The 17648-nt window shown below is 70.5% G+C and carries 22 protein-coding genes and 1 pseudogene; 8 read left to right on the plus strand and 15 right to left on the minus strand.

What is annotated here, in order from left to right; all coding sequences use genetic code 11:
* Window positions 1–12: 12 nt before the first annotated feature.
* Window positions 13–402 (minus strand): BON domain-containing protein, encoded by a 390-nt coding sequence (locus tag QWJ38_RS10190; RefSeq protein ID WP_290358934.1) that lies wholly within the window; start codon window positions 400–402, stop codon window positions 13–15.
* Window positions 403–699: 297 nt separating this feature from the next.
* On the opposite strand from QWJ38_RS10190, the gene QWJ38_RS10195 reads away from it, so the two are divergent.
* Entirely contained in the window at window positions 700–918 is a 219-nt protein-coding gene (locus QWJ38_RS10195; RefSeq protein WP_290358935.1) for a hypothetical protein, read from the plus strand.
* A gap of 6 nt (window positions 919–924) precedes the next feature.
* Here QWJ38_RS10195 and QWJ38_RS10200 read toward each other — a convergent pair whose 3' ends face one another.
* The 4 genes from QWJ38_RS10200 to QWJ38_RS10215 are packed head-to-tail and all read right to left on the minus strand — an operon-like array spanning window position 925 to window position 2507.
* Window positions 925–1500 (minus strand): hypothetical protein, encoded by a 576-nt coding sequence (locus QWJ38_RS10200; RefSeq protein ID WP_290358936.1) that lies wholly within the window; start codon window positions 1498–1500, stop codon window positions 925–927.
* A 17-nt stretch (window positions 1501–1517) separates the two neighbouring features.
* Window positions 1518–1901 carry a hypothetical protein gene (locus QWJ38_RS10205; protein ID WP_290358937.1) on the minus strand — a complete coding sequence of 128 codons (384 nt, stop codon included), beginning with the start codon at window positions 1899–1901 and terminating at the stop codon, window positions 1518–1520.
* Window positions 1902–1935: 34 nt separating this feature from the next.
* On the minus strand, window positions 1936–2292 hold the full coding sequence (locus QWJ38_RS10210) for a hypothetical protein (RefSeq protein WP_290358938.1): 357 nt from the start codon (window positions 2290–2292) through the stop codon (window positions 1936–1938).
* A gap of 53 nt (window positions 2293–2345) precedes the next feature.
* Window positions 2346–2507 (minus strand): DUF1328 domain-containing protein, encoded by a 162-nt coding sequence (locus tag QWJ38_RS10215; protein WP_290358939.1) that lies wholly within the window; start codon window positions 2505–2507, stop codon window positions 2346–2348.
* Between the two features lie 249 nt (window positions 2508–2756).
* Between QWJ38_RS10215 and QWJ38_RS10220 the strand changes: the two genes are divergently transcribed.
* Complete coding sequence (locus tag QWJ38_RS10220; protein WP_290358940.1) at window positions 2757–3389, plus strand: response regulator; 633 nt, start codon at window positions 2757–2759, stop codon at window positions 3387–3389.
* Between the two features lie 26 nt (window positions 3390–3415).
* On the opposite strand, the gene cls is transcribed toward QWJ38_RS10220, so the two are convergent.
* The 3 genes from cls to QWJ38_RS10235 form a co-directional block, all read right to left on the minus strand.
* Window positions 3416–4897 carry a cardiolipin synthase gene (gene cls / locus QWJ38_RS10225; protein ID WP_290358941.1) on the minus strand — a complete coding sequence of 494 codons (1482 nt, stop codon included), beginning with the start codon at window positions 4895–4897 and terminating at the stop codon, window positions 3416–3418.
* Window positions 4898–4915: 18 nt separating this feature from the next.
* Entirely contained in the window at window positions 4916–5092 is a 177-nt protein-coding gene (locus QWJ38_RS10230; RefSeq protein ID WP_290358942.1) for a DUF1328 domain-containing protein, read from the minus strand.
* A gap of 86 nt (window positions 5093–5178) precedes the next feature.
* Window positions 5179–5748, minus strand: a complete 570-nt coding sequence (locus QWJ38_RS10235; RefSeq protein ID WP_290358943.1) for a hypothetical protein — start codon at window positions 5746–5748, stop codon at window positions 5179–5181.
* On the opposite strand from QWJ38_RS10235, the gene QWJ38_RS10240 reads away from it, so the two are divergent.
* Window positions 5738–6181, plus strand: coding sequence for a hypothetical protein (locus QWJ38_RS10240; RefSeq protein ID WP_290358944.1), 444 nt, complete (start codon window positions 5738–5740; stop codon window positions 6179–6181). The two genes, QWJ38_RS10235 and QWJ38_RS10240, sit on opposite strands and share 11 nt — an antisense overlap.
* Before the next feature lie 16 nt (window positions 6182–6197).
* Here the strand turns inward: QWJ38_RS10240 and QWJ38_RS10245 are convergent, their stop codons facing one another.
* Together QWJ38_RS10245 and QWJ38_RS10250 are read right to left on the minus strand one after the other, a co-directional pair.
* Window positions 6198–7091, minus strand: a complete 894-nt coding sequence (locus tag QWJ38_RS10245; protein ID WP_290358945.1) for a YihY/virulence factor BrkB family protein — start codon at window positions 7089–7091, stop codon at window positions 6198–6200.
* Window positions 7092–7093: 2 nt separating this feature from the next.
* Window positions 7094–7303 carry a hypothetical protein gene (locus tag QWJ38_RS10250; protein ID WP_290358946.1) on the minus strand — a complete coding sequence of 70 codons (210 nt, stop codon included), beginning with the start codon at window positions 7301–7303 and terminating at the stop codon, window positions 7094–7096.
* Window positions 7304–7592: 289 nt separating this feature from the next.
* Here QWJ38_RS10250 and QWJ38_RS10255 point away from each other — a divergent pair, with 289 nt between their 5' ends.
* A complete protein-coding gene (locus QWJ38_RS10255; RefSeq protein ID WP_290358947.1) occupies window positions 7593–7832 on the plus strand; it encodes a hypothetical protein in 240 nt (79 codons plus the stop codon).
* A complete protein-coding gene (locus QWJ38_RS10260) occupies window positions 7829–8344 on the plus strand; it encodes a hypothetical protein (RefSeq protein WP_290358948.1) in 516 nt (171 codons plus the stop codon). Before QWJ38_RS10255 ends, QWJ38_RS10260 begins: the two co-directional genes overlap by 4 nt.
* Window positions 8345–8362: 18 nt before the next feature.
* Here the strand turns inward: QWJ38_RS10260 and QWJ38_RS10265 are convergent, their stop codons facing one another.
* From QWJ38_RS10265 to QWJ38_RS10275, 3 genes are read right to left on the minus strand one after another with little or no spacing between them, the layout of a single operon-like run.
* Complete coding sequence (locus QWJ38_RS10265) at window positions 8363–9751, minus strand: sigma-54-dependent transcriptional regulator (protein ID WP_290358949.1); 1389 nt, start codon at window positions 9749–9751, stop codon at window positions 8363–8365.
* Window positions 9752–9760: 9 nt separating this feature from the next.
* The gene (locus QWJ38_RS10270; RefSeq protein WP_290358950.1) at window positions 9761–12352 is read right to left on the minus strand and encodes a hybrid sensor histidine kinase/response regulator; all 2592 of its coding nucleotides are present in this window, start codon (window positions 12350–12352) and stop codon (window positions 9761–9763) included.
* A gap of 49 nt (window positions 12353–12401) precedes the next feature.
* Window positions 12402–13676, minus strand: a complete 1275-nt coding sequence (locus QWJ38_RS10275; RefSeq protein WP_290358951.1) for a cation:proton antiporter — start codon at window positions 13674–13676, stop codon at window positions 12402–12404.
* Window positions 13677–13886: 210 nt separating this feature from the next.
* Between QWJ38_RS10275 and rpoN the strand changes: the two genes are divergently transcribed.
* Window positions 13887–15314: an RNA polymerase factor sigma-54 gene (gene rpoN, locus QWJ38_RS10280; protein ID WP_290358952.1), complete on the plus strand. Its 1428-nt coding sequence runs from the start codon at window positions 13887–13889 to the stop codon at window positions 15312–15314.
* Between the two features lie 22 nt (window positions 15315–15336).
* On the opposite strand, the pseudogene QWJ38_RS10285 reads toward rpoN, so the two are convergent.
* Together QWJ38_RS10285 and QWJ38_RS10290 are read right to left on the minus strand one after the other, a co-directional pair.
* Window positions 15337–16287, minus strand: a pseudogene (locus QWJ38_RS10285) (IS481 family transposase).
* 98 nt (window positions 16288–16385) lie between these two features.
* Entirely contained in the window at window positions 16386–16586 is a 201-nt protein-coding gene (locus QWJ38_RS10290; protein ID WP_290358953.1) for a hypothetical protein, read from the minus strand.
* A 96-nt stretch (window positions 16587–16682) separates the two neighbouring features.
* Here QWJ38_RS10290 and QWJ38_RS10295 point away from each other — a divergent pair, with 96 nt between their 5' ends.
* A complete protein-coding gene (locus QWJ38_RS10295) occupies window positions 16683–16955 on the plus strand; it encodes a hypothetical protein (protein WP_290358954.1) in 273 nt (90 codons plus the stop codon).
* Complete coding sequence (locus QWJ38_RS10300) at window positions 16952–17404, plus strand: PRC-barrel domain-containing protein (protein WP_290358955.1); 453 nt, start codon at window positions 16952–16954, stop codon at window positions 17402–17404. The genes QWJ38_RS10295 and QWJ38_RS10300 overlap by 4 nt, the downstream gene beginning before the upstream one ends.
* Window positions 17405–17648: the final 244 nt, after the last annotated feature.

Here is a 17648-nt window from a genome sequence, read left to right on the forward strand (position 1 = left end):
GCCGTCTGCTGCTTAGCTGTTGACGACCAGCCGGTTGTCGACGCTCAGCACGCCCTTGACGGCGGCGGCGACGCGGGTCGCGTGTTCGCGCGCGCTGGCATCGGGCGCGCTGCCGCTGAGGCTGACCAGGCCGTCCTGCGTATCGACATTGATGCGCAGCGCGCTGAGGCTGGGGTCCTTGGCCAGTTCGGCCTTGACCTTGGCGGTGATCGCCGCGTCTTCAGTCGAGGCGGCCACCTTGTTCGCACCCTGCTGGGCCTTGTCGACGGCCGCATCGACGCGGTTGCCGACGCCGGCCTGCGGATCGTTCGGACGGTCGCAGCCCACCAGGGCCAGGCCGGCCAGCGCGGCGGCGGCGATCAGGGCGGTGCTGCGGGAGACGGAGCGGTCTTGTCGTTTCATGGTGCTCACCTTTCGATCTCTGATGGAGTGGGAGGAGGCCCGTAGCGGGCGGGGCGCCCGATCCGCGGGAGCGGCAGAGCGCATGCGTGATGCTGCTCAGACTACGTGCGAGGCCGCGGGCGACCTATCGGCCGGTGGCGATTCCGCCTGTCGGACGTGGCCGACAGACCGGCTTGTCGGAGGCCGCCGACGCGCGGCCGCGGCCTCCGCCCATCGCGGGCCGAGGGCGCTCGCACTAAGTTCAAGCCAGCGGCCGCCGAGGCCGTTGCCGTTCCATTCATTGTTTAGGAGATCGCCATGAAGTCAGGCCATCAGCAGGACAAGCCCGAGCAGGATTCCGAGCTGCAGGGCGAGGGCAATTACGACGCGACCCGGCGCTATGACCAGAAGCTGCGCCGCTTCGTCCAGTCGGGCCAGGTGCCCGAGGCGGCCGAGCGTGCGGCGCCGCGCAGCGAGGAGGAGGCGCGCGAGATGGAGCAGGCCGAGGAAGAAGGCCGCAGCCACGCGCGCAAGTAAATCCGCTCAGGGCCCGGTCGAGCGATCGGCCGGTGCCTGCGCCGGATGCGCTTGCTCCTCTGGCTCTTGTGCAGCGCGGCCGGCCAGGCTGGCCAGCAGCGCGGTGAGCAGGGTCTGCAGCGGTGCATGCGAGAGTTGCGCGAACAGCCAGTGGCCAAGCCGGCGCGGCAGCGGCCGCAGCTGCGAGCGCAGCAGCGGCCAGCGCCAGGGCCGCAGCCAGATCACCAGCGCCCCGGCGGCCGCGGCCAGGGCCAGCACGCGCACGGGATGGCGGCGCAGCGCCGGAGCGACGCCGATGTTCAGTTCATGCACCAGCAGTTCGCTGCCGGCGCGCAGCGGATGGCGCTGCCACCAGCCCTGCACGGAGTTCATCGCCAGACTGGCCATCGGTGAACCCTGCAGGCGCCGGCGCAGCGCGCGCCACAGCACCTGCAGCCGGTGCGACAGGCCATCGCGCGCGGAGGCTGCTTCGCCCGGCCCTGGCAGATCGAGCAGTTGCGCGCGCAGCCTGGCCCGCGAGCCCTCCAGCCGCAGCAGCGCCTGCCGGCGCGGGTCCTCGGGCTGGGTCTTGTCGTCTGCCATGGTGGGGTCCATCGGGCTCAGCGCTCGCCGGCCTCGCGCAGCAGTGCGGCATCCTGCGACAGCTGATGCCGCAGCAGCTCAAAGGCCGGCGTGCGCGCCTGCCGGCCCAGTTGCAAGCCGCAGCTCAGTGCCAGCAGCAGGGGCAGGGCCGGCACCGCGATCAGCAGCCAGCCATGCGGCATCTGTTCCGTCGGCACGACAGCCAGCAGCAGCAGCGCGACGCCGCCCAGCGCCAGGCCCAACAGGCCGGACAGCGCCGCCACGGCGAGCAGCGTCAGGCGGCGCCGCAGCAGGGCCGCGCTTTCGCCGGCCTCGGCGGCCGCCAGTTGCGCATACGCCCCCAGATGCTCGACGAGCAGCTGGGGGCGGGTGGCCAGGGTGGTGAACAGCGGATGGATCATGGCCTGGCCACACTCAAGCTTGAGGGAACCGTGCTCAATAGCGCGAGTCGCGCGAACGGCTCAGCCAGGCGAACACGCCGGCGGCCAGCGCGCCGGCCGCCGCGGCGATCAGCACCGCCTTCATCGGCTCCTCGCGGACATAGCCGGCCGTCGCGTCGCCGGCGCGCTGCGCCTGCTCGCGCATCTGCGTGCCGGCCTGGCGAGCGCGGTCCAAGGTGCGGCGGGTCAGGTCTTCCATCTGCGCGGCGGCGCGGCTCAGCGCCGCGGGTGCGGCCTGGCGCAGCTCGTCGGCCTTGTCCAGCGCGTTGTGCGCACCTTGCTTCAGGTAGTCGGCCGCATGGTCGATGCCGGCGTCGGCCTGGGCGGCGAGGGGAGAGTTCTTCGGCGACATGGTGGCTCCTTGCTTCGGTTGAAAGAGAGGTTGGTCGGAGAGGGCCGGTCCGCCTATTTGCGGATCAGGCCGAACAGGAAGGTGGCGACGGCCATGATCACGAACACGAAGAACAGGATCTTGGCGATGCCCGCCGCACCGGCGGCGATGCCGCCGAAGCCGAACAATGCGGCCACCAGGGCGATGACGAAGAACACGACGGCGTAGTGCAGCATGGTTACTCCTTGTTGGGTCGGTGGGCGCCCTTGCCGGGCATTCCTCGCAACGATGTTCGCTGCGATGAGTCGACTCTACGGAGCCGGCAGCGGCGCTCCGGCAGTCCCATACCGCATGCCGGTGTCAGTTGCAGCGGCTGCGCTCCGTAGGACTCCACCTACGCCATCTCGCGCCTGTTTGTGCTTACCGCTGCTCTTGCGCGGCCGTAGCATGCGGCCAGCTTCTTAGTAGAGATGGAGGTGCCCATCATGATCCGTGTTGCCATCGTCGACGATCACGCCATCGTGCGCGCCGGTCTGCGTCAATACCTGTCCGAGCAAGTCGATCTGAGAGTCACCGGAGAGGCCGGCAACGGGCGCGAGGCGCTCGATCTGGTGCGTGGCGGCGACGTCGACGTGATCGTGATGGACCTGTCGATGCCGGACAAGGGCGGCGTCGAGGCGCTGGCCGCGATCAAGGCGCGCGAGCCGGACCTGCCGGTGCTGATCCTCAGTGGCTTCCCGGAGACGCATTACGCGACCACCCTGTTGCGCCAGGGTGCCAGCGGCTACCTGAACAAGGAATGCGATCCGGAGGAGATCCTGACGGCGATCCGCACCGTGCACCGCGGCCGCAAATACATCACCGCCGGCGTCGCCGAGATGCTGGCCGACGGGCTCTCGGGCAACCCGGACGCGCTGCCGCACGAGCAGCTGTCCGAGCGCGAGCTGCAGGTCTTCCTGCGCCTGGCCAGCGGCGAGACCATCGGCCATATGGCCGACCAGATGGCGCTGTCGGTCAAGACCGTCAGCACCTACCGCTCGCGGGTGATGGAAAAGCTCAAGCTGTCCTCGAACAGCGACCTGACCTATTACGCGCTGAAGAACGGCCTGATGCAGTAAGCCCGCCGGGCCGGCGGACAGGACCGTCACCACCAGCGCTCGAAGGCGCGCGCCAGCGATTCCTTGAAGCGCTGCCAGGCCGGGCGCTCGCGCCAGGCCTCGCCGCTGATGGTCTGGGAGGCGGCCAGGTCGCGGCGGAACATCTGCGTCATCGCCTGGCCGAAGTCGTCGCCGATGACGACCGCATTGACCTCGGTATTGCTGGTGAAGCTGCGCCAGTCCAGATTGCTGGAGCCCACCGTGGAGACGACGCCGTCGATGACGGCCGTCTTCGCATGCAGCACGGCGTCCTGCAGCTCATGGATCTTGACGCCGGCCTCGAGCAGGCGCTCGTAATGGCTGCGCCCGGCATGCAGCACCGGCGTGAAGTCGCTGCGCGAGGGCAGCACCAGCTGTACGTCGACGCCGCGGTGCGCGGCCGCGCACAGCGCATCGATCATCTCGTTGCCCGGCGCGAAATAGGCCATGGTCAGGTAGACGCTGCGCTGCGCGGCGCCGATCGCCGTCAGCAGCATCGCGTAGATGCGATTGGAGGCATCGCTTGGTGCTGCAGGCACGATGCGCATCAGCTGCTGGCCGGCCGGCGTGCCCTTGGCCGGCTGGGGCAGGGCGGCGATGCGGCCCTCGCAGCCCTGCTGCTGCCAGGTCTCGCGCACCAGCTCGCCCAGCGCGGTGACGGCCGGGCCGCGCAACTGTAGCTGCGTGTCGCGCCAGCCGTCGCGGGCGATCTCCTCGTCGCTGGCCTTGCGCTTGCGCCCCAGCGAGGAACCGCTGGAATAGACGGCGCTGATATTGATGCCGCCGGTGAAGCCGATCTCGTTGTCCACGACCAGGATCTTGCGATGGTCGCGGTTGGTGATGTCGAAATAGCCGGGCCGCTTCAGCGGGTTGACCGGGTTGAAGGCGCAGATCGCGACGCCGGCCTGGCGCAGGCCGTCGAAATAGCTCTCCTGCGTGCCGAAGGAGCCGACGGCGTCGTAGATCAGGTGGACGGCGACGCCCTGCGCGCGCTTTTGCGCCAGCAGCTCGGCCAGCTGGCGCGAGACCTCGGCGTCCTCGATGATGTAGCTTTCCAGCAGGATCTGCTGGCGGGCGCGGCGGATGGCCGCGAACATCGCGGCGAAGGTCTGCGGCCCATCGATCAGCAGCCGGGCATCGTTGCCGCTGTACAGATCGAGCTCGCCGAATCCCGACATCGCCGCCATCTGGCGCTGCACCAGCGTCGCATTGCCCTGGGCCGCGACCTTTCTGAGCATCTGCTCGCGCTCGCCCTGGTCCAGCGTCTCGCCGCGGTGGTCGACGACATTGACCTTCCTGGCCACCGCCGCCGTGCTCGGCGAGCGCAGCGGCGGCGCGGCGGCGCGTTCGACGCGCGGCGGCGGCGAGGGCGTGGTGCAGGCGGTGAAGCTGGCGGCCAGGCCGAGGCCGAGCGCCATCGACAACATCATGGTCAGCGAAGGGCCGGTGCGCCGGCCGCGCAGAAAGATGCGCATCGCGATGCCCCGCATGCTCCGCCGCCGCCCGCGCTACTTCTTCACCGCCGAGGCGCCCAGCAGGGCCAGGCCCAGCAAGGCGATGAAGATCACCAGGAAGACGAAGAACAGGATCTTGGCGATGCCGGCCGCGCCGGCGGCGACGCCGGTGAAGCCGAGCACGCCGGCGATCAGCGAGATGACCGCGAATATCAAGGCCCATTTCAACATGACAGACTCCTTTCGATGCCGATGACCCGAGGCTTGCCGGCACTTGCCGGCGCTTGCCGACGCAAGGGCGCGGACTTGCAGCAAGCCTATGGGTCGGCCCGCGGCGCCTGTATCGGCGCGCCGAGCGAGCCGGCGTAGGACGGCATGCCGTCGGGGCACTCAGGCAAGGCTAGCGGCGCCGTCCTACGCAAGGCCGCAGCAGGGCCTGACAGGGGCCACCACCGCGCGCTGCCTAGCATTTGGGCATGCAAGAAGAACTTGAACACGAGCGCGTGGGCGAGGCCGACACCGGCACCGAACTGCGCGAACTCGGGAGCGCCGCCGAACTGGTCGGGCGCGAGCACCTCGAGGCCGAACTGCTGATGAGCACCCATCTGAGCATCGTCGTGCGCGCCCGCCTCATCTGCGACGGCGGCCCCCCGCAGGACGGCGGCCTGGTGATCTCGCGCGAGCGCTGCAGCGGCGATCGCCCCTCGGGCGCGGCCCTGCTGGATGCGGCACGCCGCGGCATCCGCCGCCTGGCCGCCGGCCGCCACGCCGGCGCCTGCAGCGTTTGCCGTCTGCTGGCCCGTGTGGACGGCAGCTGGCAGCCGCTGATCGAGCTCCGCATCCCGTCCCAGCCTTCGATCGAAAAAGGAGATCGCGATGAAGAACAAGAGCTCGTTTGTGCGCTGCCGCTCGCTGCTGCTGGCGCTGAGTGCCGCCTCGCTGGCCCCGCTGGCCGCGGCGGCCAGTTCCAGCGCGGCCGCCTCGGCCGAGTCGCTGTACCGCAAGGAGCGCGCCGACTGCCTGCAAGGCCGCAGCGCGCAAGATAGGCAGACCTGCCTGAAGGAGGCCGGCGCCGCGCTGGCCGAGGCGCGCCGCGGCACGCTCGGCACGACCGACCCGGCGCAGCTGGCCGCCAATGCCGCGCTGCGCTGCCAGGCGGTGGCCGAGACCGACCGCGCCGCCTGCCAGGCGATGTCGCGCGGCGAGGGCCAGGTCAGCGGTTCGGTGGCGCAGGGCGGCATGCTGAAGGAACACCGCACGCTCAACTACGAGCCGACGGCGGCTGGCGCTGCCGCGCCGGCGGCATCGGCGCCGCGTTGAACAAGGCCCGGCGAACTCAGCGCGTCTGGGTTCGCGCCGCGGGTTCCTGCCCGCGCAGCGAACCCAGCGTGTGCGCATAGACCCAGCTGAACTCGGCGCCCAGCAGGAAGATCTGCGCCGAGTAGTAGACCCAGACCAGCAGCACGACCAGCGAACCGGCGGCGCCGAAGCCGCTGGCGACGGCGCTGTGGCTGATGTAGTAGCCGATCAGATTGGCGCCCAGGCTGAACAGCAGCGCCGTCACCATCGCACCCACCCAGACATCGGCCCAGGCGATGCGCACCCGCGGCATCAGCTTGTAGATCATCGCGAACATCAGGGTCAGCAGCGCAAAGCTGCTGAGGATGTTCAGGCCGGTGGCCCACAACTCCCATTGGCGCAGCCAGGGCTCCCACCAGCGCTGCAGCGCGGCAATGGTGGCATTGAAGAGCAGGGAGACGATCAGCAGAAAGCCGACGCCCAGGATCATGCCGAAGGACAGCAGGCGCGCGCGCAGCAGCGCCCACAGCCCGCCGCCGACGCGCGGCGGCGCGCGCCAGACGATGTCCAGCGTGTCCTGCAGCTCGGCGAACACCGTGGTTGCGCCGACCAGCATTAGCGCCAGGCCGACCAGGGTCGCCAGCGCGCCGCCGGCGGGCCAGTTGACGCTCTCCAGAATGCCTTGCACGGTCTGCGCGCCGGCCTCGCCCATCAGGCCGCGCAACTGGCCGACGACCTCGCCGCGCGCCGCTTCCGCGCCAAAGGCCATGCCGGCCAGCGAGACGACGATCAGCAGCAGCGGCGCCAGCGAGAATAGCGTGTAATAGGCCAGGGCCGCGCCCATGCTGGGCGCGCGGTCGTCGATCCAGGCACTGACCGCCGCGCGGGCCAGCGACCATGCGGCGCGCAGCGCCGCCATCGGGCGCCGCATCGTCAGGCGCTCAGCGGCATCACGCTGGGCGCGGCGTAGTCCTTGCCGACCATGGCGCGCGCAAACAGATAGTTGTTGCGGGCGCGGTCGGGCAGGCGATCGAGATCGACACGGCCCCGTTCATCACAGGGAAAGACCAGCGCGCGTCCCGGCACGAACAGGGATTCGAAGCGGACCGAGAAGGCGGCCGTGGCCTTGGCAAGCGTGTTCATCGCGGACTCCCTTTGTTGTCGAGCGTTGCGAGAGGAAACCTCTTGCTGCAACTTTCGTCCTCGCCACTGTTGTGGAATATCGGCGCGGGGCGCCTGCGCTTGTCGGCCGCGGCAAGGCGGCGGCACTGGAGCCGTCCTACAGCCGGTGCGCGCAGCGCGCAGCGATGCGGCGGCGTCCTACAAGCGCGCGGCCCAAACTTACCTGCGCGCCCGCGGCCGCGCGGCCGAAGATGCCCTCGTGCGCGGCGGTTTTCTCCATGCCGTGCCTTCCTCGCGAGGAGCAAGCACCATGGCCGTGAAACGAATGCTTCCGATGCTGTTGGCCGGTCTGGCGCTGTACCGGTTCTATCAATGGCAGCTGGAACAGCGCGAGCAACAGCGCCGCCGCGAGCATGCCCCGAAGGCGAAGGCGCCCGAGGTGACGACCTGGGAAGGCGAGGGCGGGGCGCTGAAGAGCACCGGCGCCCAGCTCGGCCCGGAGCCGTCGGCCACCGCGGCGCGCCCGTCCGACGGCCTGGGCGGGCCATGAGGACCGACGGCGCCCAGCGCGCCGACGCCGCGGCGCTGTGGGCCGAGCTGCGCCATTCGCTGGACCGGCGCTTCGACGAGAGCGGCGCCGGCTCGGCACGGCGCCGCGCGCTGGCCCAGCGGCGCCTCTTGCGCGCGCTGGAGCTGCGTTGGAAGCTCGAGGAGCTGGTGCTGCTGCCGGCGCTGCAGGACAGCGCCACGGCGAGCCGCGAAGACGTGCGCGCGGCCGAGAAGGAGATCGGCCTGCTGCGCGAGCTCAGCGATCTGATCGGCGACCCGCAGCTGCCGTCCTCCGCGCAGGGCGTCGTGCTGGCGGTGCTGGAAGGCATCGCGACCTTGCGCTCGGACCAGCTCGAACGCCGCCTGCGCCAGGCGCTGCAGAACGAACGCATCAATGGCGCGGCCCTGGCCGGCGATATCGAGGGCATGCTGGAACGCTGGTGCGGCGAGCTGCTGGCCAGCGGCGACATCGAGGACGAGGAGGCCGATCCGGTTGGCCAGCCACCGCGCTGAGCGCGCCGTCATCAAGGCTCAGCCGAGCGGCGGCTCGGCCGGCGCCTCGTCCTCCGCATAGTCCTTCAGCCGGTTGTACAAGGTCTTCAGGCTGATGCCCAGCACGGCGGCGGTGCGCTCGCGTTGCTGCTTGTAATGCGCGAAGGTGGCCAGGATCAGCTGCCGCTCGGCCTGCGCCATCGTGCTGCCGATGGCGATCCGCACCACCGCGCTCTCGCCCTCGTCGGCGCCGCCCTCGAGCTCGCGCGGCGGCAGTTCGCCGGGCAGCCAGTCGTCGCCGATCTCGGCGCCCTCGCTCATCACATAGCTGCGCTGCACGACATTGCGCAGTTCGCGCACATTGCCGGGCCAGCGGTAGGCGGTGAGCTTGGCCAGCGCGGCGGCGCTGAAGCGCTTGGGCTTGCCCTCGCTGGCGCCGATCGCGGCCAGGAACTGCTCGGCCAGCAGCGGTACGTCCTCGCGGCGCGCGCGCAGCGGCGGCAGCGCGATCGGGAACACATTGAGCCGGTACAGCAGGTCCTCGCGCAGGCGGCCCTCGGCCACCGCCTGCTCGGGCAGGCGGTTGGTCGCCGCGATGATGCGCACATCGGCCTCCTGCTGCGTCGTCGAGCCGACGCGCATATAAAGCCCCGTCTCCAGCACGCGCAGCAGCTTGACCTGCAGCTCCATGGGCATCTCGGTGATCTCGTCGAGGAAGAGGGTGCCGCCGTTGGCGCGCTCGAAGAAGCCCTGGTGCTGGCGCTCGGCGCCGGTGAAGCTGCCCTTCTCGTGGCCGAAGACCTCGCTCTCGATCAGCTGCGGCGAGATCGCGCCGCAGTTGACGGCCAGGAAGGGCTTGCTGCGGCGCCGGCTGAGGTCGTGCACATTGCGCGCCACCAGCTCCTTGCCGGAGCCGCTCTCGCCGGTGATCAGCACCGATACGCCGGTGCCGGCGACGCGCGCGATCTGGCGGTAGACGCGCTGCATCTCCGGCGAGCGCCCCCACAGATGGCCGAAGCGGCCGCTGCGCTCCCACTCGGCCTCGACGCTGTCGAGCTCGGCGCGCAGCACGGCCGGCTTGACCAGGCGCGACAGCACGCCGCGCAGCTGCTGCGGCTGGATCGGCTTGATCAGGTAGTCGGCCACGCCCAGGCGCAGCGCCTTGATCGAGGTGTCCAGGCTGGCATGGCCGGTGATCAGCACCACCTGCGACTGCGCGATCAGACCCGGCTCATCGAACAGGCTCATGCCATGGCCGTCGGGCAGTTGCAGGTCCAGCAGCACGATATCGGGCGGCTGCAGCGCCAGCTGGGCACGCGCCTCGCGGAGGTTGCGTGCGGTCGCGACGCTGAAGCCCTCGGCGGCAACCAGCACCGCGAGCATCGCCGCGGCGTCCGCTTCATCGTCAACGATCAGGGCATGGCTCATGGTGTTGACTCACTGTGTCGATTTTGCCAGCCAATCGCGCAGGCGTTGCGCATCGATCGGCTTGGCCAGATGTTCGTCAAAGCCGTGGCGCAGCGCCTCGATGCGGTCGACCTCGGCCCCGTAGCCGGACAGCGCCAGCAACTGGCCGGAGTATCCGGCGCGCCGGCTCTGCCGCGCCAGCTCGTAGCCGCTGAGGCCCGGCAGGCCGATGTCGACGATGGCGAGGTCCGGCCGCTCGTCCAGCAGCAGGCTCAATCCCACGTGGCCGTCGCTGGCGGTATGCACGCGGTGACCATCGAGTTCCAGCATCGCACGCAGCGAGGCCAGCGCATCGGCGTTGTCCTCAACCAGCAGCACCCGCTGCATGCGCGCGCCGCGCCAGCGCGGCGCTTCGGCGCTGGCCGGTGGCGGTGCCACCCTCGGCAGGTGCACACGGAACACGCTGCCGGCCGGCGAGCTCTCCGCCTCGACGCTGCCGCCGTGCAGCTCGACCAGGCGCCGCACCAGGGTCAGGCCGATGCCCAGGCCGCCGGCGCGGCGGTCGAGCCGGCGCTCGCCCTGCACGAACAGATCGAAGACATGGGGCAGCAGGGCCGGCGCGATGCCGTCGCCCTCGTCGCGCACCTCCAGCAGCGCCTGGCCGGCCTCGTCGCCGCGCAGGGTGATCGCGATGCGCCGGCCCTCGGGCGTGTACTTCAGCGCATTGCCGATCAGATTGCTGGCGACCTGCTCGAGCCGCGTCGCGTCGGCATCGACCCAGACCGGCTCGAGCGTCGACTGCAGATCGTGATGGGCGGTGCCGCCGCCGACCTCGAAGTTCTCCAGCACCCGGCGCAGCAGCGCGGCCAGCTCGACCCGCTGGCGGCGCAGCAGCACCTTGCCCGAGATCACCCGGCCGACGTCCAGCAGATCGTCGACCAGGCGCGCCAGATGGCGGGTCTGGCGCACGATGATGGCACGCGCCTGGCCGGCCAGCTCGGCATCGGCATGCGGCTCGCCGGCCAGCCGGTTCAGCACCTCGGCCGAGGAGGAGATTGCCGCCAGCGGATTGCGCAGCTCATGGCCCAGCATCGCCAGGAACTCGTCCTTGGCGCGGTTGATGTTCTCGGCCTCGATGCGTGCGAGCTGTTCGAGCGCGGCGAGCCGCTCGCGCTCCAGCTCCAGCGCCTTCTGCTCGCTGACGTTGAGGGTCGCGCCGACCAGCTGCAGCGGCCGGCCGCTGTCGGAATAGCTCATCTGCACGCGGCTGTGCAGCCAGCGGGTGCCGCCGTCGGGCAGCAGCACGCGGAAGTCCAGCGCCTCGCGCTCGCGGCGCGCCGCCACCATCGCGCGCAGCCCGCTCTCGACCTCGTCGCGGTCCTCCGGATGGATGCGCTGCAGCAGATCATCGAGCCGTTCGTCGGCCGGCAGGCTGGTCGCCGTCTCGCCGGGCAGGCCCAGCAGGCGCGCCTGCGCCGGCGTCCAGGTGGCGCTGTGCGTGTCGACGCGGAAGAAGCCGATCTCGCCGGCCTCCTGCGCCAGATCGATCAGGTGCTGGCTGTCGCGCAAGCGGCGGTCGGCCTGCAGCACGCGCTGCTCGGCTTTCTTGCGCTCGCTGATGTCGACCGCGCTGGCCAGCGCGCCCTCGACCCGGCCCTCGGCATCGAGCAGGGGCACCGCCTGCATCAGCACATGGCGCAGGCGCCGGTCCGGGCCGCGCAGTTCCAGCTCCAGCGGGCCGATCGCGCGGCCCTCGCGCGCCGCCTGCTGCAGCGGCTGCTGCTCCGGCGCCAGCGTGTGGCCGTCCAGCCACATCGGCATCGCCGCCGCCTCGGCGACCGGGCCCAGCAGCAGGTCCATCGCCGGGTTGTGCAGGCGCTGGCCTTCGTCCTCGCCAGCGCGCCAGAAGGCCAGGCCGATCGGCGTGCTCTCGAACAGGGTCTGAAACTCGGCCGCCTGGCGCTGCAGGCCGGTCTGCGATTGCTGCTGGCGCTGCTGGGCCGCGGCCAGCGCCTCGCGCAGCAGCGCGATCTCCTGCACCAGCGGCGGCCGCGACAGCGCCTCGGGACCGCGCGTGGCGAGCTCGCGCAGCGGCTCGGTGATGCGCCGCGCCAGCAGGGTCGCCAGGCTCAGGCCCAGCAGCAGGCAGGCACCGACGGTGGCCAGCGCGGCCAGCAGCGCGCGTTGCTGCTGCTGCTCCAGCGGCTCCGCCGGCACGCTGACGCCAAGCCGCCAACCGTTCTTCGGCAGCGTCTGCCAGGCGCTGAAATGGCTCTGGGGCGAAGGCGGCGGCGGCGTGCCGGCCAGCGGCCGCCCGGCCGCATCGACGAGGCTGACGATGCTGCCGGCCGGCGCGCCATGGGCCAGCAGGCTCTGCCACTCGCGCGCCTCCTCGGTCGTGCCGGCCACATGCTCGGCCGCCGCGGCCAGCAGCGCGGCGGTGCGCTGCAGATCCTGCTGCAGGCGCTCGCGCTGCTTCTGCAGGGTGTTGAACACCTGGTAGGCCAGCAGCAGCGCCAGCGGCACCATCGCCAGCAGCATCAGCGCGGACAAGTGGGTCAGCAGGGAACGCAGGGGCCGCGCGCGGCCCGGCTGCTGCTGCGCGCCGATGACGGATCTCATGTGCAGGGAGCGTAGCAGCGCAGGGGCGCCGGTGGTGTAGGACTGCGCCTCAGGGCGGGCGCTTGATGCCGGTCGCGAGCCGCTCGGCCTGGCGACGCTGGTAGGCCTCCATCAGCGGCGTCGCCGACACGCCGTGCAGGCCGATCGACAGCGCGATGCAGACCAGGCAGGCCGAGACCAGCAGCTGCGCATCCTCGGCGGCCAGGCCCTGCTCGAGCGCCATTGCCAGATAGAGGACGGAGCCGACGCCGCGAATGCCGAACCAGGCCACCAGGCGCTGCTGCGGCGCCGGCAGGGCGCGCGGCGGCAGGCCCAGCAGCACGCTCAGCGGCCGCACCAGCAGCAGCATCGCCAGCGCGAACAGCAGCAGCGCGGCGCTCCAGCGCACCTCGCTGAGCGCCGCGCCGATCAGCAGCACCATCAGCACCTCGACCAGGCGCTCGCAGCGCGCGCCGAAGGCCTGCAACTGCTCGCCCAGCGGCAGCGCCTCGGGATCGGGCCGGGCGGCCGGATGCTGGCGCAGCAGGGTCGCGCCGGCGGCGAAGACGGCCAGGAAGGCGGAGGCATGCACGGCCTGTGCCAGGCCATAGGTGAGGCCGATCGCGCCCAGATAGAGCAGCTCGTCCCAGTCGGCCTGCACGCCGGCGCGCAGGCGCCGCCGCAAGGCCCAGCCCAGGCCGCGGCCGCAGGCGACGCCCAGCACCGTGCCGCCGACCACCGCCCAGAGCAAGTCACCGAGCAGCCAGTCCATGCCCCGCGGGCCCAGTTCGTGCAGGCCCAGCAGGCCCAGCGCCAGCAGCACGACCGGCATCGCCGTGCCGTCGTTCAGCGCGCCCTCGGCGCTCAGCGCGAGGCGCAGGCCGTCGCGGTCCTCGTTGCTGCGGATCTGCACGTCGGAAGCCAGCACCGGATCGGTCGGCGCCAGGATCGCCGCCAGCAGAAAGGCCATTGCCCAGGACGACAAGGGCAGGATCAGCCAGGCAGCCAGCGTGGCCAGCCCGACCGACCACAGCATGGCGCTGCTGGCCAGCAGCAGCGGCACCTTCCAGGCCGACCAGCTGGCGGCGATGCGTATCTTCAGGCCGACCGCGAACAGCGACAGCAGCACGGCGATCTCGCTGGCCACGCGCAGCAGGCCGGCATGGCGCTGCAGATCGAGCGCCGGCAGCGGCGGCGTGGCCAGGCTGGCGGCCAGCCAGCCGCTGAGCAGATAGACCAGGGCCGGCGACAGTGGCAGCCGCCGCACCAGCGGCTCGGCCAGCGCCATCACGACCAGCACGGCGCCGAGCAGCAGCAGGCTGGCGGTCAACATCGTCTCGTTCATTCAAGAAAGGCGAGCAAGTCCCGAGCCAGCGCGAGGTCTCCGACGATGAGCCGGGCAGGGCGCCGAAAGCCCGCGTCCAGCGGCAGCATTTGCGGCAATGAGGGCTTCGTCGGCAGATTTTTTCGCGGTCTTCGAGTCGCTTTGCAAGCGCTTGTCACAGGGGCGGCGCGCCCGCGAAGTGCCGGGCATGGTCCTTGCGACGGATGGGCCATGACAGCCCGACTTTCACTCCAAACCCAGCAGCGTCAGAAGCAGACGCTGTCCCCGCGCCTGCAGCATGCGGTGCGCCTTTTGCAACTGTCCTCGCTGGATTTCCGGCAGCAGATTCTTTCGCTGCAGGGACGCAATCCCTTTCTCGATTTCGAGGACGAATGCGAGAGCTCGCAGAGCAGCTCCGACGCGAGCGCCGGCGCGGCAGGCCCGCAGTCCGAGGCCGACACCAGCGGCGATCGCGATCCCTGGATCGGCGAGAACTACTCGAACCGCCGCCATGAGGGCGGCACCGATGTCAGCGCGCTGGACTTCGTGCCCGGCGTCAGCAGCCTGGCCGGGCACCTGCATTTCCAGCTGGCGATGCAGCGCGGCATCGCGCCGCGCGAACTGCTGCTGGCGCGCGCGCTGGCCGATTCGCTCGACGACGACGGCTATCTGCGCACGCCGCTGTCCGAGCTGGCGCCGCTGCTGCAGCTCGACGATGAGCCGGCCAGCGTCGACGAGCTGGAGCGCGCGCTGCAGCGGCTGCAGTCGCTGGAGCCGGCCGGCGTCGGCGCGCGCAATGTGCAGGAATGCCTGCGCCTGCAGCTGCAGGCCAGCGACGGCCCCAGCGAGCTGACGCCGCAACTCCACGAGCTGGCGCTGCGCATCGTCGAGGAGGAACTGCCGGCGCTGGCGCGCCACGAGCTGAGCGGCATCGCGCGCCGGCTGGGTCGCTCGGCGACGGAGGTCGAGCTGGTCTGCCAGCGCATCCGCCGGCTCGATCCGCATCCGGGCTGGCGCCATGGCGGCGTGCAGACGCAGTACATCGTGCCGGATGTGCTGGTGCGCAAGCGCCGCGGCGTCTGGACGGTCAGCCTGAACGACGCGATCCTGCCGCGCGTCAGCCTGAACCGCCGCTATGCCGAGCTGGCGCAGCGCCACGCGGCCGGCGGCGGCGAGCTGGCCGCCCATCTGCAGGAGGCGCGCTGGACGCTGCGCAATATCGAACAGCGCTTCTCGACCATCGCCAGCGTGGCCCAGGCCATCGTCGATCGGCAGCGGCATTTCTTCGACTACGGCCCGATGGCCATGAAGCCGCTGGGCCTGCGCGAGATCGCCGAGCAGGTCGGCGTGCACGAGTCGACCGTATCGCGGGTCACCAGCAACAAGTTCATGGCGACGCCGGGTGGCGTCTACGAGCTCAAGCATTTCTTCTCGCGCGCCCACATCAGCAGCAATGGCCGCAGCTGCTCGCCGACGGCGATCCGCGGCCTGGTGCAGAGCCTGATCGAGGGCGAGTCGGCCGAGGCACCGCTGTCCGATGCCGAGATCGCGCGCCAGCTGCAGCGCCAGGGCCTCGACGTCGCGCGCCGCACGGTCACCAAGTACCGCCAGGCGCTGCGCTACGAGCCCTGCGACCGCCGCCACAAGGCGGCGCACTGAGGCAGCGCCAGGCGCTGCTGCGCTAGCTGTGAAGAGTCAAGAGGTTGTTTCTTGACGAACGGAGTCTTGAGATGGGCGGCAGGCCACCGATACCGCTGTGCGGTCGGTGACAGTTGTAGTGATGCTGCCAGTGAGCCAAGGCCTCGGTGCGCTATGCTGAGTTTTGGTACGTCCAGCCGTAGGCCCATTCGCGCAGGGCCGACTGGATGAAGCGTTCGGCCTTGCCGTTGGTCTGTGGCCGATACGGCCGGGTGAACGAGTGCTTGATGCCCAGGTCAAGACAGGCTTGACGGAAGTTCCGCGAGCGGAACGCCGCGCCGTTGTCGGTGAGCAGCCGCTGAACCTTCACGCCCAGCCGGGCGTAGTAGGCCACGGCGTTGCGCAGGAACAGCGCCGCCTGCTCCTTCTTCTCATCGGGGTGCATGGCCGTGAAGGCCAGCCTGGCGTGGTCATCAATGGCGACGAACAGCGTCTCCCAGCCTGCTCCGTCCACCGAGTCACGCCGGTTGCCCGTGACACGGTGGCTCGGACGCACGATGCGGCCCAGCTTCTTGGTGTCGATGTGCAGCAACTCGCCCGGTGCCTCGCGCTCGTAACGCACCATGGGCTCGACCGGCTCCAGGTCGCTAAGCTTGGACAGACCTGCTCGGGCCAGCACACGGCTGACCGTGGAGGCTGAGACGCCCACGCTGCGGGCGATGCCTGACTGCAGCATGCGTCGGCGTCGCAATTCGACGATCAGTGGCGCCTTGGCTGGATCGATGGCGCGGGGCGAGTTCGCTGGTCGAGATGAGGCATCGGCCAACGCCGCCTCACCGCCGGCCAGGAAGCGACCGAGCCACTTCCTGGCGGTGGGCGCTGTCACGCCCTGAGTTGCAGCGGCTACTGGCGCGCTGAGTCCGCCGACGGTCATCTGTCTGACCATTTCGATTCGGCGGGCGAACGTAAGTCGGGCATGCTTATGGCTGTTCATCCGGTCTGGGCTCTGGAGTGGATTGGGTGTTTGGCGACTTCCAGTCTCTCAAACCCAATCCGGATGAACACCGGATACAACCTATTGAAGCTTCACAGCTAGCGATCTCGGCCGGGCCGGTGCTCGGGCGCCTCGGCCGGCCCGTCGCCGCTGCGCTGCGGCGTCGTACGGCGCAGCACTTCGGCGGCGCTGCCCGGATCCTCTTCGCCGGCCGCCGATTCGGTGTCGACGCGTGGCGCCGTCACCGGCTTCTTGGGTGCGGAGGAGGGCGCCGGGCTGCGGGCGTTTCGCTTGTTCATCGCGGTTCTCCATGGGAAAGCCCTTGAGCAACGGCAATCGGCGCGCCGGGCATGGGGTTTGCCGTCGGAGCAGCATCACAGGCAGCGAGGACCGCCATGGCATCCAATCCGCAAGACAGCAGCAAACGCCGCGATCGCACCCGGGCCGAGATTGCCGGCGAGCCGACGCCCCGCATGCCGCATGAGCGCGACGAATCGGCCGACACCGCGCAGCAAGCGCCCGCCGCGCCGACACCGCAGATGCGCCGCGGCTATGCCGACGCGAGCTCGGGCCGCGTGGACACCGACAAGGGCCCCGTGCTGGATCGCAGCTATCACAAGCTGCGCGAGGAGGAGCCGCGCGCCAAACGAGGAGGAGGTCGATCATGAGCACCATCACCGGCATGCTGGCCAATCTGCGGGCCGACGAGGCCCGAAGCGAGCGGCCCGGCGCGAGCCGCGGCCTGGCGACCGCCCCGACCAACGGTCCCGGCCCGCGCCTGCTGACGGCCAGCATGCTGAAGGGCAACAAGGTCGTCAATCTGCAGGACGAGACCCTGGGCAGCATCGAGGAGATCATGCTCGACGTGCAGCGCGGCCGGGTCGCCTATGCGGTGATGGTCTCGGGTGGTTTCCTGGGCATCGGCGAACGCTTCTTTGCCGTGCCCTGGGCCGTGCTCACCCTGGATCCGGACCGCCAATGCTTCGTGATGGATGCCGGCAGCGACTACTTCGACAACGCGCCGGGCTTCGACAAGAACCACTGGCCCAGCCAGGCCCAGCGCGAGTGGCACGAGGAGATCCACCGCCATTACCGGATCCGGCCCTACTGGGATTGAGGGAGAGCGAGGGACTGGCGAAAAAGAGCGGGGCGCCGAGGCGCCCCGCTTCCGTTCTCGGGCGACGCTCAGGCCTGTTGCGCGCGCCTGGTCGCGCAGATTGCGGATCTGCGCGTGATTGCGCTTGACCGCCGCCCAGCAGGTCGAGATCCATTTCGAGGTCGAGAACCTCGGCCCGACCGACACCATCGCCGGAATCACCAGCCACGCCTATTTCAGCCTCGATGGCCCGGAGCAGGGGGTG

The organism is Roseateles violae, from assembly GCF_030410485.1.
Lineage (GTDB): Bacteria > Pseudomonadota > Gammaproteobacteria > Burkholderiales > Burkholderiaceae_C > Roseateles_D > Roseateles_D violae.